The organism is Pelagibacterium sp. H642, from assembly GCF_031202855.1.
GTDB lineage: Bacteria > Pseudomonadota > Alphaproteobacteria > Rhizobiales > Devosiaceae > Pelagibacterium.
Genome location: NZ_CP101829.1, coordinates 3,370,484 through 3,383,888, shown reverse-complemented (window position 1 = coordinate 3,383,888; position 13,405 = coordinate 3,370,484). Strand labels below are relative to the sequence as shown.

14 protein-coding genes and 4 pseudogenes are annotated in these 13,405 nt (G+C 59.2%); 16 read left to right on the top strand and 2 right to left on the bottom strand.

The window, feature by feature from the left end; translation table 11 throughout:
• Positions 1-238: 238 nt before the first annotated feature.
• From NO934_RS16915 to NO934_RS16895, 5 genes are all read left to right on the top strand, one after another.
• Entirely contained in the window at positions 239-1,249 is a 1,011-nt protein-coding gene (locus NO934_RS16915; RefSeq protein WP_309161155.1) for a hypothetical protein, read from the top strand.
• A 194-nt stretch (positions 1,250-1,443) separates the two neighbouring features.
• Positions 1,444-2,079: a TetR/AcrR family transcriptional regulator gene (locus tag NO934_RS16910; protein WP_309161154.1), complete on the top strand. Its 636-nt coding sequence runs from the start codon at positions 1,444-1,446 to the stop codon at positions 2,077-2,079.
• A complete protein-coding gene (locus NO934_RS16905) occupies positions 2,076-2,621 on the top strand; it encodes a hypothetical protein (protein ID WP_309161153.1) in 546 nt (181 codons plus the stop codon). Before NO934_RS16910 ends, NO934_RS16905 begins: the two co-directional genes overlap by 4 nt.
• Positions 2,608-2,829: a DUF6958 family protein gene (locus NO934_RS16900; RefSeq protein ID WP_309161152.1), complete on the top strand. Its 222-nt coding sequence runs from the start codon at positions 2,608-2,610 to the stop codon at positions 2,827-2,829. Before NO934_RS16905 ends, NO934_RS16900 begins: the two co-directional genes overlap by 14 nt.
• Complete coding sequence (locus NO934_RS16895; protein WP_375143262.1) at positions 2,745-3,203, top strand: hypothetical protein; 459 nt, start codon at positions 2,745-2,747, stop codon at positions 3,201-3,203. The genes NO934_RS16900 and NO934_RS16895 overlap by 85 nt, the downstream gene beginning before the upstream one ends.
• 65 nt (positions 3,204-3,268) lie before the next feature.
• On the opposite strand, the pseudogene NO934_RS16890 reads toward NO934_RS16895, so the two are convergent.
• A pseudogene (locus tag NO934_RS16890) lies at positions 3,269-3,487 on the bottom strand (tyrosine-type recombinase/integrase); the annotation flags it as partial.
• Positions 3,488-3,540: 53 nt separating this feature from the next.
• Between NO934_RS16890 and NO934_RS16885 the strand changes: the two are divergent.
• Complete coding sequence (locus tag NO934_RS16885) at positions 3,541-3,867, top strand: ABC transporter permease (protein ID WP_309161150.1); 327 nt, start codon at positions 3,541-3,543, stop codon at positions 3,865-3,867.
• A complete protein-coding gene (locus NO934_RS16880) occupies positions 3,788-4,183 on the top strand; it encodes a hypothetical protein (protein WP_309161149.1) in 396 nt (131 codons plus the stop codon). The genes NO934_RS16885 and NO934_RS16880 overlap by 80 nt, the downstream gene beginning before the upstream one ends.
• 401 nt (positions 4,184-4,584) lie before the next feature.
• On the opposite strand, the gene NO934_RS16875 is transcribed toward NO934_RS16880, so the two are convergent.
• Positions 4,585-5,739, bottom strand: coding sequence for an ROK family transcriptional regulator (locus tag NO934_RS16875; RefSeq protein ID WP_309161148.1), 1,155 nt, complete (start codon positions 5,737-5,739; stop codon positions 4,585-4,587).
• Between the two features lie 199 nt (positions 5,740-5,938).
• On the opposite strand from NO934_RS16875, the gene NO934_RS16870 reads away from it, so the two are divergent.
• From NO934_RS16870 to NO934_RS16835, 9 genes and pseudogenes are all read left to right on the top strand, one after another.
• Entirely contained in the window at positions 5,939-7,243 is a 1,305-nt protein-coding gene (locus tag NO934_RS16870; RefSeq protein ID WP_309161147.1) for an extracellular solute-binding protein, read from the top strand.
• Positions 7,244-7,317: 74 nt separating this feature from the next.
• The gene (locus NO934_RS16865; RefSeq protein ID WP_309161146.1) at positions 7,318-8,199 is read left to right on the top strand and encodes a sugar ABC transporter permease; all 882 of its coding nucleotides are present in this window, start codon (positions 7,318-7,320) and stop codon (positions 8,197-8,199) included.
• Between the two features lie 5 nt (positions 8,200-8,204).
• Positions 8,205-9,122, top strand: coding sequence for an ABC transporter permease subunit (locus NO934_RS16860; RefSeq protein ID WP_309161145.1), 918 nt, complete (start codon positions 8,205-8,207; stop codon positions 9,120-9,122).
• Positions 9,123-9,126: 4 nt separating this feature from the next.
• A pseudogene (locus tag NO934_RS16855) lies at positions 9,127-10,238 on the top strand (ABC transporter ATP-binding protein).
• Entirely contained in the window at positions 10,239-11,072 is an 834-nt protein-coding gene (locus NO934_RS16850) for a glycerophosphodiester phosphodiesterase family protein (RefSeq protein WP_309161144.1), read from the top strand. It begins immediately after the preceding pseudogene.
• Positions 11,069-11,893: an inositol monophosphatase gene (locus NO934_RS16845; RefSeq protein ID WP_309161143.1), complete on the top strand. Its 825-nt coding sequence runs from the start codon at positions 11,069-11,071 to the stop codon at positions 11,891-11,893. Before NO934_RS16850 ends, NO934_RS16845 begins: the two co-directional genes overlap by 4 nt.
• Positions 11,894-11,995: 102 nt before the next feature.
• Positions 11,996-12,223, top strand: a pseudogene (locus tag NO934_RS20675) (transposase); the annotation flags it as partial.
• A gap of 26 nt (positions 12,224-12,249) precedes the next feature.
• Positions 12,250-12,471: pseudogene (locus tag NO934_RS16840) on the top strand (transposase); the annotation flags it as partial.
• Between the two features lie 485 nt (positions 12,472-12,956).
• On the top strand, positions 12,957-13,403 hold the full coding sequence (locus tag NO934_RS16835; RefSeq protein ID WP_309161142.1) for a 2Fe-2S iron-sulfur cluster-binding protein: 447 nt from the start codon (positions 12,957-12,959) through the stop codon (positions 13,401-13,403).
• Positions 13,404-13,405 lie beyond the last annotated feature (2 nt).

Sequence of the window (13,405 nt, the reverse complement as noted above, 5' to 3'; positions counted from 1 at the left end):
GCGTTGCCGTCTCGGTTCCGAGCGAATGAAGTCTGCCCTGCATTGCCGCACCCACTGGGTGAGATGATAAATCACCGCTTCTTAGCGATTGAGAGCCGGGAAGGCAGTTTCCGACCCCATTGCAGCCGTTCGACCACGTTGCTCTTCGCACCGAAACCAGTCATTGCTGAGAGTTTGTGCTAATCGGCTCATTGCCAACGCATAAGCGCAATGGGCCGATAAAGGGAGACGGCGACCCGTGAAGAAATGGATCCTTGGCAGCGCGCAGGTTTTTGCCCTCGCCGCTCTTTGTGCCATTAGTGCGGAGCTACTGGCCGCATACTCCGACAGCACTGGCAATATTGGTGCCGTTCTTTTCAGCTTGATCTTCTTCATGGCGCTTTATGGGGCGCCCGCCTTGCTTATTCGCGAGTTGGCCCGACGCCTGGGGTGGGGTTGGCCTTCCCTTTTGCTTCTCAGCGCCGCTCTCGGAATTCTCCAGGCATGCATCATCGATCAGTCTATGTTTGCAGACCAGTATGGCGGATATGCAGGCTGGGAAGAAAGCAGGTCGGCAACCTTCGTCGTGCCATTCGGCATCAGCGCCTACAACGCCTACAATTTCATCCTCGGCCATATTATCTTCAGCTTCGCCGGGCCGATTGCAATAGCAGAAGCTTGGCGGCCCAACCGTGCGGAAGCTCCGTGGCTGCGCCCCTTTGGAATGATCGTTGCCGCCATTTTCTATGTGGGTTCGTCCGCCCTGATCATGGCGGATCCGGGGTCGCAAAGCGCCTCTCAAGGCCAATTGGTGATTTCATGCATTCTTGTTGGAGCGTGCGTGGTCGGAGCTGCTGTTCTCGGGAGCCGCGTGGAGAGCAAACATTTGGCATCGGCCGAACAGGTGGACCCACTGGTGTTGCTGCTGGTGACGTTCATTGTGGCCGTCGCCAGCATGTTTGCAGGAGAGGGCTGGTTAGGCGTGGCGGTTGGGCTGGGTTCGACGATTCTAATCGTGGCAATGGTTATCTGGACGAGAATTCGCTTTACCTGGACACCGGCGCACTATGCGGCTGTTGCACTCGGTTATCTGCTCAGTCGAGGTGTTTTGGCCTTCACCTATTTCCCGCTGCTGGGTGAGGTAGAGCCACTGCCCAAATACCTGCACAACGCAGCGATGTTGGCCATCGTGCTTGCTGCAGGTGCACTCGCGCTGAAACCTGGCCGCCCGGCAATGCATGCGAGCATGCCTGCCGAGCGAGCGCAATGAACAGCATGGCTAAAGCAAGCCAAGGCTGCCTGAACGGCTCAGTCGCCGAAAAGCCGACTGTCCACTTCCCACCGCGAAGTTGCCGATCCGCTATCGACGGCTTGGAGCGCATATTGCACTTTTGCTGCTAAGGGCCGCTATATATCGAAAGAACGGGATTGAATTACATACCAACCGTATGGTATGTAATTCTTATGCCAAGACCGTCCAAACTCTCCCCGGAACGCGGCGATGCCCGCACCCGCCTTTTTGAGGCAGCACGGGACATCATCCGTGCAAAGGGATTTGCCGCCACCACCGTTGACGATCTGTGCAAGCAGGCCGAGGTGACAAAAGGCGCCTTCTTTCATCATTTCAGCTCGAAGGAAGCCCTCGGTGTCGCAGCGGCCGAATTCTGGACGGACACGACCTCGGCGTTTTTCGAGGCGGCGCCCTACCACCTGCCCGACGATCCACTGGACCGTGTGCTGGCATATGTGGCCTTCCGCAAGGCAATCATCGTTGGCGAACTCGCCGAATTCACCTGCCTGGTCGGAACCATGGCGCAGGAGGTCTACGCCACCTCGTCCGATATTCGCGAGGCCTGTGGCGAAAGCATATTCGGGCATGCCGCAACGCTGGAGGCGGACCTCGAGGCGGCCATGCGGGCCCGTGGCATTCGGGGCGACTGGACGCCGGAAAGCCTTGCCCGCCATACGCAGGCCGTCATCCAGGGAGGCTTCGTATTGGCCAAGGCCGGTAACGACCCCGATCTTGCCCGCGAAAGTCTCGATCATCTGGATCGGTACATCCGATGTCTATTCAACATATCCGAGGTGGTTGAAGCATGAGCAAGGCAACACAACTGCAATGCCGTTGCGGCGAGGTCGAGATGGAGGTGGACAGCCCGCCCATCATGAGCACCGAGTGCCTGTGCACATCGTGCCGGACCGCTGCGGGTGTGATGGAGGCACTGCCGGGCGCGCCGCGTTTGCGGGAGGGTACGGGCGGCACTCGGATGGAAATGTACCGCAAGGACCGCGTCCGGTGCGTCAGGGGGGCCGCCAACCTGCGGGAATTCCGCCTGACGGAGAAGACCAAGACCCGTCGGGTGGTCGCGGTCTGCTGCAATACGCCGATATTCCTCGACTTCACCGACGGCCACTGGGTCGACCTCTACGGCCCTCTCTGGCCCGAAGGCAGCCTTCCGCCGCTTCAACTGCGAACGATGGCAGGCGATCTTGACGATCCATCGGCTCTGCCGCGTGACGTGCCCAATCTCAAGGCGCATTCGGCTGGGTTCTTCGTCCGGCTGATCGGTACATGGGCCGCGATGGGGTTTCGCCGACCGAAGATCGACTATGTCGAAGGGGTGCTCGATGTCCGCAACTGATGGCAAGATCGAAATCGAGAACGCCAACAAGCCGGCAAAGACTGCGCGTGTTGAGCGCGCGAAATACGAAGCCATGCGGGTGGCGCTGCTGTCCGTCCTGCCGGGCACAGGCCGGTCCCCGAAGTGCTCGATTATCTGGCGCACTACCCGCTTGATTTGGAAAAACTGGCAGCCCTCGAAAGCCTTAACCTCGATGGTGGTGGCATGATCTACCATCATATCTGGCACTTCTGGCATGGCGAGGACGATACTTTCAATATCGTCAGTCTCGATGGCATCGAACACTGCACCAATCTGCGCGAACTCGGTGTGGCCTCCATGCAATCTCCGGTCGATATCGGCCTGCTGACTTCGTTGCGGCAACTGGCCGACCTCTATATCGGCACCAACGTTTCCAATATCGCTGCCTTGCGCGACCTGCCTTCGCTTCAAAGCGTACGCATCCTGGATGACGACATCTATGCCGAGGTGACGACGCCGGGTCACCCCACGCGACATTTAATGGAAGAGCTCAAGCAGGCCGGCATTACCGTCTGGGTTCACTGGGTCAGCCACTACGATCAGCCGCCCGCTTTCGAATAGGCTCGTCGTCGGAAGGTCGTCCTCGCGAAGCGGTCATCCATTGTGATCGAATGACCGCTCCACGTTCAGATTTCGGTCCGTTCAGCCAGAAGCAGAGCATCCTCGATGTCCACACCGAGATACCGAACAGTGTTCTCGATCTTGGTGTGTCCGAGCAGGATCTGGATGGCACGCAGGTTACCGGTGGCCTTGAAGATCATGGCCGCTTTCGTTCTTCGAAGGGAATGCGTTCCGTCGTCTGATGATGGAAGGCCGATGGCTGTGACCCACTCATCGACCAGACGGCACCCTATCCCTTTATTGAAATGCCGCCTGAAGCCGTGACCGGACCATCGAGGTGCTTCAGCAGGACTATGTGCTGACCGAGCGGGCGCTGGGTCTTTCGAGCCGCCTGATCCTTTTTAAATATGTTCTCAAGAACGCCATGACATCGACCCTGACGGTGATTGGGCTTTACGTCTCCTGGCTGCTAGGCGGCACAGTGTTGGTGGAGACAGTGTTCAACTGGCCAGGGCTGGGACTTTACGCCACGCAGGCGATCCTGACACAGGACTTCATGCCGGTCATCGGCGTCACATTGACCATTGCGATCATCTATCTGGTCACCATGCTCATCGTCGACCTGCTTTACGGGGTCTTCAATCCCAAGATGCGCTACTCATGACAACGAACAATCCCATACTGCCCGTCCGCCGCACCCCTCAGCGCGTCTGGAGAACTGGTCGCGCGCCTTCTACAGGTTCCGGCAAAGCTGGCTGTCAATTATCGGGCTAGCAATTGTTCTGTTCCTGATCGTTATTGCAGTCCTGGCACCCTACATCGTCCCGCATCCCGAGCATGTAGTCGGTGTGACCAACACTGTAGCACGCTTTCAACCACCCTCGCCGAGTGCCTGGTCGGGACCAATGAGTTGGGCCGGGACATTTTCTCGCTTGTCCTTGTGGGCTCACAAGTGTCGTTGTTTTCCGGCCTTGCCGTAGTCGTCATTGCAGTCATCATCGGCACCACGCTTGGCGCGATCGCAGGCTACTTCGGCAGCAACAATGCAACGTGGTGCAATGGCTGCATCCGACCAGAGGCTGTGTGAAAACCCCTGATCATGCTATGATCTGACCCCTGCTTCGGGGGTGTCGGATGGGACGTTTTGTCGAGGTTGCAGATCGAGGTCAGGCGAGGAGGTCTTGCCGCTGGTATGATCGCCGAGGACAGCGAGTGGAGCGCTTGGAATGCGCGCCAAGCCGCATCGAACGAGTTGCCGGTCTAAAACCCAGCACTTGCGTGCTACACTGATTGAAAGCAGCGTTCCCCTATCTCCACACCATTACAGCACTCAAAAAGGGATGGAATCGGTCAGCTCACAAGAGGGCCGCCCAGAGTGTTTCTAGTAAAACTCCGCTTTAAACGGCGCTACGGCAGCACCGAGGGCAGAGGCATCGTCGGCAATATCGGAAACGATAAGTTTGGGCCGCGGCTTATAAACGCCATAGCGGGGCTGATCGTAGCTCGTGGACTTTTCGATCAGCATGACTGCGAGGTCCCTCGGAACCTGGCCGCCAAAAACGATTGCAGTAGGATCGAACACCGCCGCAATGGCGTTCACCAGCCGCGCCTGCATAGGCGCGACACGTTCGATCCATGCATCCACTCCAGGCCAGAACGGATCGAAATGCCTGCGCATATAGCTGATCGAGGGAATGTCCACTCCGTTTTTCTGCAAGATCTCGATCAGATATTGCAGAGCCGGCCGGTCGGGACTCTCATCCCTGTGAAACATGCCGGAAAACTCCCCCGCATTGCCGTTGCCGCCGACAAGCAATTCCCCGTCGCAGATCAGCCCGCCGCCGAATCCGTAGTTGAAGGAAAGATATGCGAAGTCCCGGATATAGCGGCCTACTCCAAACATGGCTTCGGCCACTGCGCCAGTGTTGGCGCCATTGTGGACCCAGACCGGCCTGCTAAAGCGCCGCGACAGCAATGGTCCCAATTCGACCAGCGACCACTCATGCAGCGGCAGAGGCGCATTGTACTGTGTGCCCGAAACCCGGAAGCCGGCAATGGCGAAGCCGATGCCGAACAACCGGCTAGGATCGAGTTCAAGCTGTTCGATGTGTTGGGCTATGATTGTCTCGGCCTGGTCAAGCGCCGCATCCATCCCGACTCCATGGAGCGCCAGATTGTCGGTCGCCAGGATCTGCCCTGAAAAGCTCATGAGACAGATGCCCATGGTATCGGTGTTGACCGATATTCCAACGCTATAGGCATAGCAGCTGTTGAAACGCAGGGTGGGGCTCGGTTGACCTCGCCCGGCACCGGCCTTGGGAGGGCCCATCTCGAGCACCGCGCGCTCCACCAGCCCGTCGATGATGCGGTAAACCGACTGCTGGGTTAGGTCGCATTTGCCCGTCAGCTCCGATCGGGAAATGCCCATCTGTCGCCAGATCAGCTTGAGGATATTGCGTTCGTTTGGGGAAACCACCTCGCTGGGCGGTTGCCGCAGGAAGGCCGGCGAGATCAGGGCGCGAGGCGAATACGTCAATTCATTCCCCAAAAAATGCTTTCAAATCACAGTTTGCGTGAAGACCGACAATGGGGCAAGACGGTTCGAACATCAAACAAAACAGCGCCGTTGGTCGCAGGACCGCTCGCGCAATGTCACCTCATTGTTACACACAAGGTGTAATAACCCGCTCGCACCAGGCGCCTCGGCGCTCTTTGAACCCCATCGCGAGAATACCATGAAAATGACGACACTGACGGCGCTGTCCGTGGCGCTGACGCTTGGCGCGGGCACCGCCCAAGCCACCGATATCGAATTCTGGTACGGCAATACCGGCACGCCCGAGCAAGCTATTCTCCAGGCTTGCGAGGCCTTCAACGCCTCCCAGGAAGACGTGAATGTATCCTGTGTCGGTCAGGGCAGCTACGAAATCGGCATGCAGAAGGCCATCGCCGCTTACCGGGCCGGCAACAGCCCGGTGCTGATCCAGTTCTTCGACGCAGGAACCCTCGACCTGATGCTTTCCGATGCCGTTGTTCCGATCGAAGAAATCATGCCCGAGGTCGACTGGGACGCCTATATCGGCGGGGCCAGGTCCTTCTATGAAACCTCCACCAGATCGCTCTTTTCCCAGCCCTACAACGGATCGACCCTCATCATGTACGCCAACATGGATCTTTTGGCGGAAGTGGGGGTAACCGAGATACCCGATACATACGAGAGCGTAATCGAAGTGGCCCGGAAGCTGAAGGACAACGGCTCGGATTGTCCGCTGGTTACTGACGGCCATCCCTGGCGCGTCCTTGAACAATTCTCGGCCCGACATGGCGTTCCCGTTGCCTCGCGCAACAACGGATATGAAGGGCTCGATGCCGAATATGTGTTCAATGAGGGCTTGGTCGCCCAGCACATGGAAAACCTCGTTTCGTGGCGCGAAGATGGCCTGTTGCGGCTGGGACAGGATACGCGGGCAGGCGACTACACTTCAGCGTTCAACGCCGGAGAATGCGCGATGATGGAGGGCTCGACCGGCTCATATGGCGCCGCCTATGCGGCATTGGGCGATGCGGTTCAAATCGCTTACGCGCCAATTTACGACGGGCATCAGCGCTATAACACCCTTATCGGGGGCGCCTCTATCTGGGTCATGAAGGGCCATTCGGACGAAGAGATCGAAGCCGCCAAAACGTTCCTTGACTTCCTGCGTGAGGACGAGCAGCAAATCGCGTTCACCCGCATGACTGGCTATGTGCCGGTGACCAACGCCGCCCTCGATGTGCTCGATGCCGATGGCCGCATCGACGAGCCTGAGTTCGCGACCGCCCGCGTGGGCGTCGAATCGCTCGACATGGCCGGCAACGATGCCAGCCGTGGCATCCGACTCGGCTTCTACGTCCAGTTCCGGGACATCTTCATCGAAGAAACCCAGAGGGCCTTTAACGGCGAGCAGCCCATGCAGGTCGCGCTCGACAACGCCAAGGCCCGCGGTGACGATCTGCTCCGCCGCTTCGAACAAACCTACCAGGGCGTCTCCTTGCCCTAAAGGTTCACCGATCTTCCTCAACCATAAGGGTGTGTGGGGCCTTCCCGCACACCCTGCCGGACGGGACACTCTCAATGTCGAGCCTGTTTCACCATCGCTGGTTGCCGCTGCTGCTATTGGCCCCAATGCTGATAGTGGTCACGCTGTTTTTCTACATTCCCGTCTTTCAGGCCTTCTACTGGTCGTTCTTTCTGGAACGTCCGTTCGGCGGCGGCTCCATGTTCGTGGGATGGAGCAATTTCGCGCGTGTCCTGTCCGACTCCCAATTTTGGGCCTCGATATGGCGCACCGTGCTGTTCATGGTGATCGGCCCTACAATTGCCGTTTCGGTTTCGCTGATCCTTGCCATTGCGGCTGATCGCCATGTGCGCATCGCTCATCCGGCCCGCAACGTTCTGATTTGGCCCAAGGCGGTTGCCGGTGCCTCGATCGGTGTCATCTTCCTTTTCATCTTCAACCCGTTCGTGGGATTGCTCGCCCCCCTCAATGCTTTGGTTCCCGGACTTTGGAACCCGCGTATCGATGGTACGGACGCTTTCGCCATGCTGATCGGAGCCCATGTCTGGGGCGGAATCCCATTTAATTTCATGATCCTGCTTGCCGGACTGCAATCGATCCCCAAGGCGCAATACCAGGCCGCGGCCATGGACGGGGCCGGACCATGGCGGCGCATATTGGACATTCAGGTTCCCCTGATCAGCCCGCAGCTGTTTCTGGCCATGGTGCTCGAATACACCGAGAGCATAACTTCCGCCTTCGGCCTTATTGACAGCATGACCCAGGGTGGGCCCGGCGGCGCCACATCTCTGCTGGTCTACAAGATCTATGTCGACGGTTTTCAGGGATACGACCTGTCCGGGGCGGCCACCCAGACCGCAATACTGATGGTCCTCGTTCTGATTTTCGTTCTCGCCCAGTTCGTGCTCTTCGAGCGCGGCGTCAAATACGAAAGATAACCGCAATGATCGAGAACTCACGCACGATCAATATTGCCGCGACAACGGTCCTGATCCTCGGCATACTTTACATCCTCGGCCCGCTTTACATCACCCTGATGACCGCCAGCCAGTCTTACGACTACGTGCTGCTCCACGGGGTGGCGCTCGTCCCGGGCGACCAGTTGATCGACAACATCGTCCGCGTCTTCACCGAAACGCGCATACCCATTCAGCTCGCCAACAGCCTGTTTGTGGCACTAACGCATGCGGTTGGCGTCAGCGCCTTATCCTTCCTGGCGGCCTTCGCCATCGTCTATTTCAAATCCCGCCTTGGCACGGCGCTTTTTGCGCTGATCCTTGCGACGAACTTCCTCCCGCTCGAAACCCGGGTGATCACCACCTATCAGGTCGCTTCAAACGTCTTCTCGCCGCTCAATGCCCTGCTCGATCTGACGGGATTGACGCAGATCTTTGAGCTCGCGCTGGGTCACCCGGCCTATTTGGAGCTTTCTATCCTCAACACCCACGTAGGATTGGTCCTGCCTCTGCTGGCCACGGGTACCGGCACCTTCTTGTTCCGGCAATATTTCCGCTCGATGCCAAAGGATCTGGTCAAGGCCGCCAAGATGGATGGCGCGGGTCCACTGCGGTTCATGTGGGACATCCTTTTGCCGCTGAGCAAAACACCCATACTGGCGCTCTTCATCATGATGTTCCTGAGCGGCTGGACCAGCTATCTCTGGCCGCTGCTCTCGTCTTCCACGCCGGACATGCAGACCGCGGTGGTCGGTCTCGCCCGGCTGTCACCCGATGCCTCCGGTGATGTACCCGACTACCCTCTTATCATGGCCGGCGCCGTCGCCGTCTGCATCATTCCCCTCCTCATGGTTGCGCTCTTGCAGCGCCACATCGTCCAAGGCTTCGCGCTGTCGGAGAAATAACAAGATGACCGAACTTGAAAGATCGCTGCAGTCCGCCGCGCTCCCGATCACACTCGATGCGGTGACCAAATCCTATGATGCAAACGAGGTCATCCGCCCCTTTCGGCAACCTTCCGCGCCGGAGAATTCACGGTCGTGCTCGGGCCCTCCGGCTGCGGAAAATCAACAATTCTGCAGATGCTGGCCGGCCTCGAAAAGGTCTCGGGCGGGACCATCTCCTTTGGAGACAGGCAGGTGCAGGACCTCGAGCCCAAGCACCGCGGCTGCGCCATGGTTTTCCAGAACTATGCGCTCTATCCCCATATGAGCGTGCGGGACAACATTGCCTACAGCCTCAAGGTTGCCAACGTTCCGCGAGGTGAGCGTCAGGAGCGCGTCGCCGCGGTGGCCGCCATGCTCTCGCTCGATCGGTATCTGGACCGCCGCCCGAGCCAACTTTCAGGCGGCCAACGCCAGCGCGTCGCCATCGGCCGCGCCATCATCCGTGAACCCTCGGTGCTGCTGTTCGATGAGCCCCTTTCAAATCTCGACGCCAAACTGCGCCACGACATGCGCATGGAATTGTCCGATCTGCACCGGCGCATCGGGGCCACGACTGTCTTTGTCACGCACGATCAGGTCGAGGCCATGACCCTGGCCGATCGCATCCTGATCCTGAACAATGGCCGCATCGAGCAGTTCGATACCCCCAAACAGGTCTATCGCAGCCCCGCTTCGATTTTCGTGGCCCAGTTCATCGGCGCGCCGCCGATGAATATCCTCCCCGCGCAAGGCGACGGCACCATGCTCCGCCTGCCGTCTGGCGAAGCGCTGCTGGCTTCGCACCTGCGCGGCGAGGTCATAGTCGGCATCCGCCCCGAGGACGTTCGCATCGGCCCGGCCGAAACGAGCACCTCGCCCATCCCCGCCCGTGTTGCATATCGCGAAGATCTCGGATCGCACGAGGTGCTCTCGGCCCGCCTCGGTTCGGGAACGACAGTCAATATCGCTACCGCACCGGGCGAGGAGACTGCGCTGCACAGTTCCGAAATTTCCCTCCATTTCCCGCAACGACACCTTCACATCTTCGATGCGGCGACGGGCCAATCGCTCTCAAACACCAAGAAAGACAGCTAAATGTCAGATTATATGGATTTCATTTCCTCCCCCGATCGCAAATGCGCCATAGCCGCTCATCGCGGAGCGTGGCATGGCGCCCCGGAAAACAGCATCGCTGCCATCGAAGCAGCCATCGCCAAGGGATATGAAATCGTTGAGATCGACGTGCGCCGAAGCGCCGATGGCGAACTGTTTGTGCTGCACGACGACACGTTGGAGCGCATGGCCGGCATTGCGCGCAAGCCCGAAGAATTTGACTTGGCTGATCTGCAAAAGACTACCTTGCGTACGCGCAATGGCGGAGAGACCGTTGCAATGACCGAGCATACCGTGCCCAGTCTCAAGCAGGTGTTCGAAACCATCCGCGGACGCATCTTTGTGGACCTTGACCTCAAGGACATGTCGCTTTTCCCCCAGGTCGCCGATCTGGCCAAAGAAATGGGCGTGGCGCGCGAGGTCGACCTCAAGGCCAGCACTGACAATGAGGCCGGCTTCTCCTGGCTGAGCCGTCAGGCAGGCAATGGCGGCATCCCCTTCATGGCCATGGCCCGCTTCACCCGCGCAAACCTTGCTTCCCTTCCCGAACGGGTCGGTAAATCCGGCGCCTTCATCTGCGAAACCAAATTTGAGAACCTTGATATCCTATCCGGCGCTGCCCCCGACCTGGCAGAGGCCGGGCTATCGGTGTGGGTCAACACCCTTGACCCGGTCAATTCCAGCGGCTTTCGCGACAGCCTGGCGCTCGATGACCCGGACACGATCTGGGGAACGTTGATCGCCACCGGCGTGAGTGTCATCCAGACAGATGAACCCGAAGCCCTGCAGGCGTACCTTGGAACCCGCGCATCATGACCGGGCTCGACGACACTCTCTGGGACGCCATCTGCTCCACGGTCACCACTGTCGGAAAAACCATCGTCATGCCGGGTTTCTTTAACCTGGAGCGTCTCGGGGTACGCACCAAAACGACCGTCGATGACCTGGTGACCGATGCCGACGAAGGCGCCGAACGGGCTCTCCAGAGCGAACTTGCCAAATTGCTACCGGGTGCTCTTTTTGTAGGCGAGGAAATGGTGGCGCGCGATGCCTCGGTTCTCGACGCTATTGGAGAGACCGAAACAACCATCATCGTCGATCCCATCGACGGCACCTGGAACTTCGCCAATGGTGTTCCCCTGTTCGGAATGATGGTCGCGATCACCCGCTACGGGGAAACGGTAGCGGGAGCCATCCACTACCCGCTCACCGGCGAAACCATCCGCGCCCGCAAAGGTCAGGGGGCCTTTCTGCATACGCCCCTAGGAGCGGCAAACCGGCTGCGTGCGAGGGCCGGCAGGCCGGTGGGGAAAATGGCCGGTCTGGTCGCGATCCCGCTCTTTGCCCGCTCCCGGCAAGAAGACCTCGCCCGGCGCTGCACCGCCTTTTCCCGCGTCACCAATTTCCGCTGCTCGGCTTACGAATACCGGCTCATCGCCCAAGGCAGCATGGACTTCTCCCTGAACGCGGGCCTTATGCCTTGGGATCACGCTGCCGGAACCCTGATCCACCAGGAAGCCGGCGGCCATGCCGCTTTGCTCGACGGCCGATGTTATACCCCTACCCTAACGCAGGGGCACCTCTTGCTGGCACCGAACAAACAGGCGTGGGATGCTGTGCGAACCATTGTGTCCTGATATCGACCGGAGTTTCCAACCGCTGGAGCAAACAGGGCGTGTGCGAGGATGTCTTCTATGCCCTGAGCGGCTCCAGCGGCGTGATCTCGACCACGGCCGTCGATTCCACGCACGTCAAGGCGCACCGGTCAGCAGCCGGGGCAAAAGGGGGATTTTGAGCACGCCATCGGCCGATCGCGCGGCGGACGGACGACCAAAGTTCATGCCCTGACCGACGCTTCGGGCCGGCCCATCGCCTTCACTTTGACCGCTGGCCCAGCTCATGACTTGGTCGGGGCAGCCGCGCTTTTGGCGCGCGTTCCCACGCTCCATCAGCTCATAGCCGACCGCGCCTATGACGCCAAAAGCTCAGAGACTGGCTGGCCGAACGCGGCTGCCAAGCCGTCATCCCGCCAAATCCGACCCGCAAGCACCCACATGCATGGGACAGGATCGCCTACAAAAGCCGAAATCTTATCGAGCGGATGTTCTGCCGCCTCAAGGACTTCCGCCGCATCGCAACACGCTACGACAAACGCGCCGACACCTTCCTGTCCGCCGTCTTCGTCGCCGCTACTATCATCTGGCGGCTCAATTGAGTCCCGACCCTAGAGCGGAATCCCATCGGTCTGCAGCGGCGAAGTAGGTTGGCACATTCTTCGGGCGTGAAAGCTTCCACGGTTCGTTCTGCCGCGCCGGTCAAGATCAAGCTGCCCCTCGAACCGCTCCTGCCGCTGTTTCAGGTTGTTAGCCGGTCATGCTCGGACGTGTGGAGCGTCTTTTTCGTGATGGCGTGACGCACAAAGAAGCGCTGAATCGTGCCGAAGCCGAAACAGTGACCGCGCGCACTCAAAGCCCACCACAACTCCTCGATCGTTATGTCGGGCATCTCCTCGAGCAGCGATAGGATCAAAGCCTTACAGGCATCAATGCGTCCGGACCCACGATAACCTCCCCCAAAGGGATTTGTAGCTGCCTGCTTATTTAGTCTAACGTGTCATTCATGCGTCTGAATCTGCAGCTCCCCTGCTGATGAAGGGCGCAGGCCTCACGAGAGACGACACGACAGAAGGAAGGGGATGCAATGCAGCTCACAGTCAATGGATCATCACATGATGTCGAGGTGGAGCCCGATACCCCTCTTTTATGGGTCATTCGGGAAGAATTGGGGCTGACCGGCACCAAATATGGTTGCGGGGTCGCCCAATGTGGTGCCTGCACGGTATTGGTTGATGGTTCTCCCAGGAGGTCGTGCATCACACCGGCCAGCACGGTCGAGGGCGCGGACATTCGCACCATCGAAACGGTTGAGGAAACCGAAACCGGCCGCCGCGTCGTGGAGGCTTGGGTCGCAAACCAGGTGCCTCAGTGCGGGTATTGCCAGTCCGGCCAGGTCATGGCCGCGACAGCCTTGTTGACCAACAATCCCAATCCCACCGATGAGGAAATCGGATCGGCAATGACCAATCTGTGCCGCTGCGGAACCTACAACAAGATTCGCGCTGCCGTGCGCACTGCTGCGGAGGCCTGATC

Bases quoted from the DNA above. Each gene is read 5' to 3' on its own strand.
- NO934_RS16835 (WP_309161142.1), top strand. From the start codon at position 12,957: ATGCAGCTCACAGTCAATGGATCATCACATGATGTCGAGGTGGAGCCC.
- NO934_RS16850 (WP_309161144.1), top strand. From the start codon at position 10,239: ATGTCAGATTATATGGATTTCATTTCCTCCCCCGATCGCAAATGCGCC.
- NO934_RS16900 (WP_309161152.1), top strand. From the start codon at position 2,608: ATGTCCGCAACTGATGGCAAGATCGAAATCGAGAACGCCAACAAGCCG.
- NO934_RS16905 (WP_309161153.1), top strand. From the start codon at position 2,076: ATGAGCAAGGCAACACAACTGCAATGCCGTTGCGGCGAGGTCGAGATG.
- NO934_RS16870 (WP_309161147.1), top strand. From the start codon at position 5,939: ATGAAAATGACGACACTGACGGCGCTGTCCGTGGCGCTGACGCTTGGC.
- NO934_RS16860 (WP_309161145.1), top strand. From the start codon at position 8,205: ATGATCGAGAACTCACGCACGATCAATATTGCCGCGACAACGGTCCTG.
- NO934_RS16910 (WP_309161154.1), top strand. From the start codon at position 1,444: ATGCCAAGACCGTCCAAACTCTCCCCGGAACGCGGCGATGCCCGCACC.
- NO934_RS16865 (WP_309161146.1), top strand. From the start codon at position 7,318: ATGTCGAGCCTGTTTCACCATCGCTGGTTGCCGCTGCTGCTATTGGCC.
- NO934_RS16845 (WP_309161143.1), top strand. From the start codon at position 11,069: ATGACCGGGCTCGACGACACTCTCTGGGACGCCATCTGCTCCACGGTC.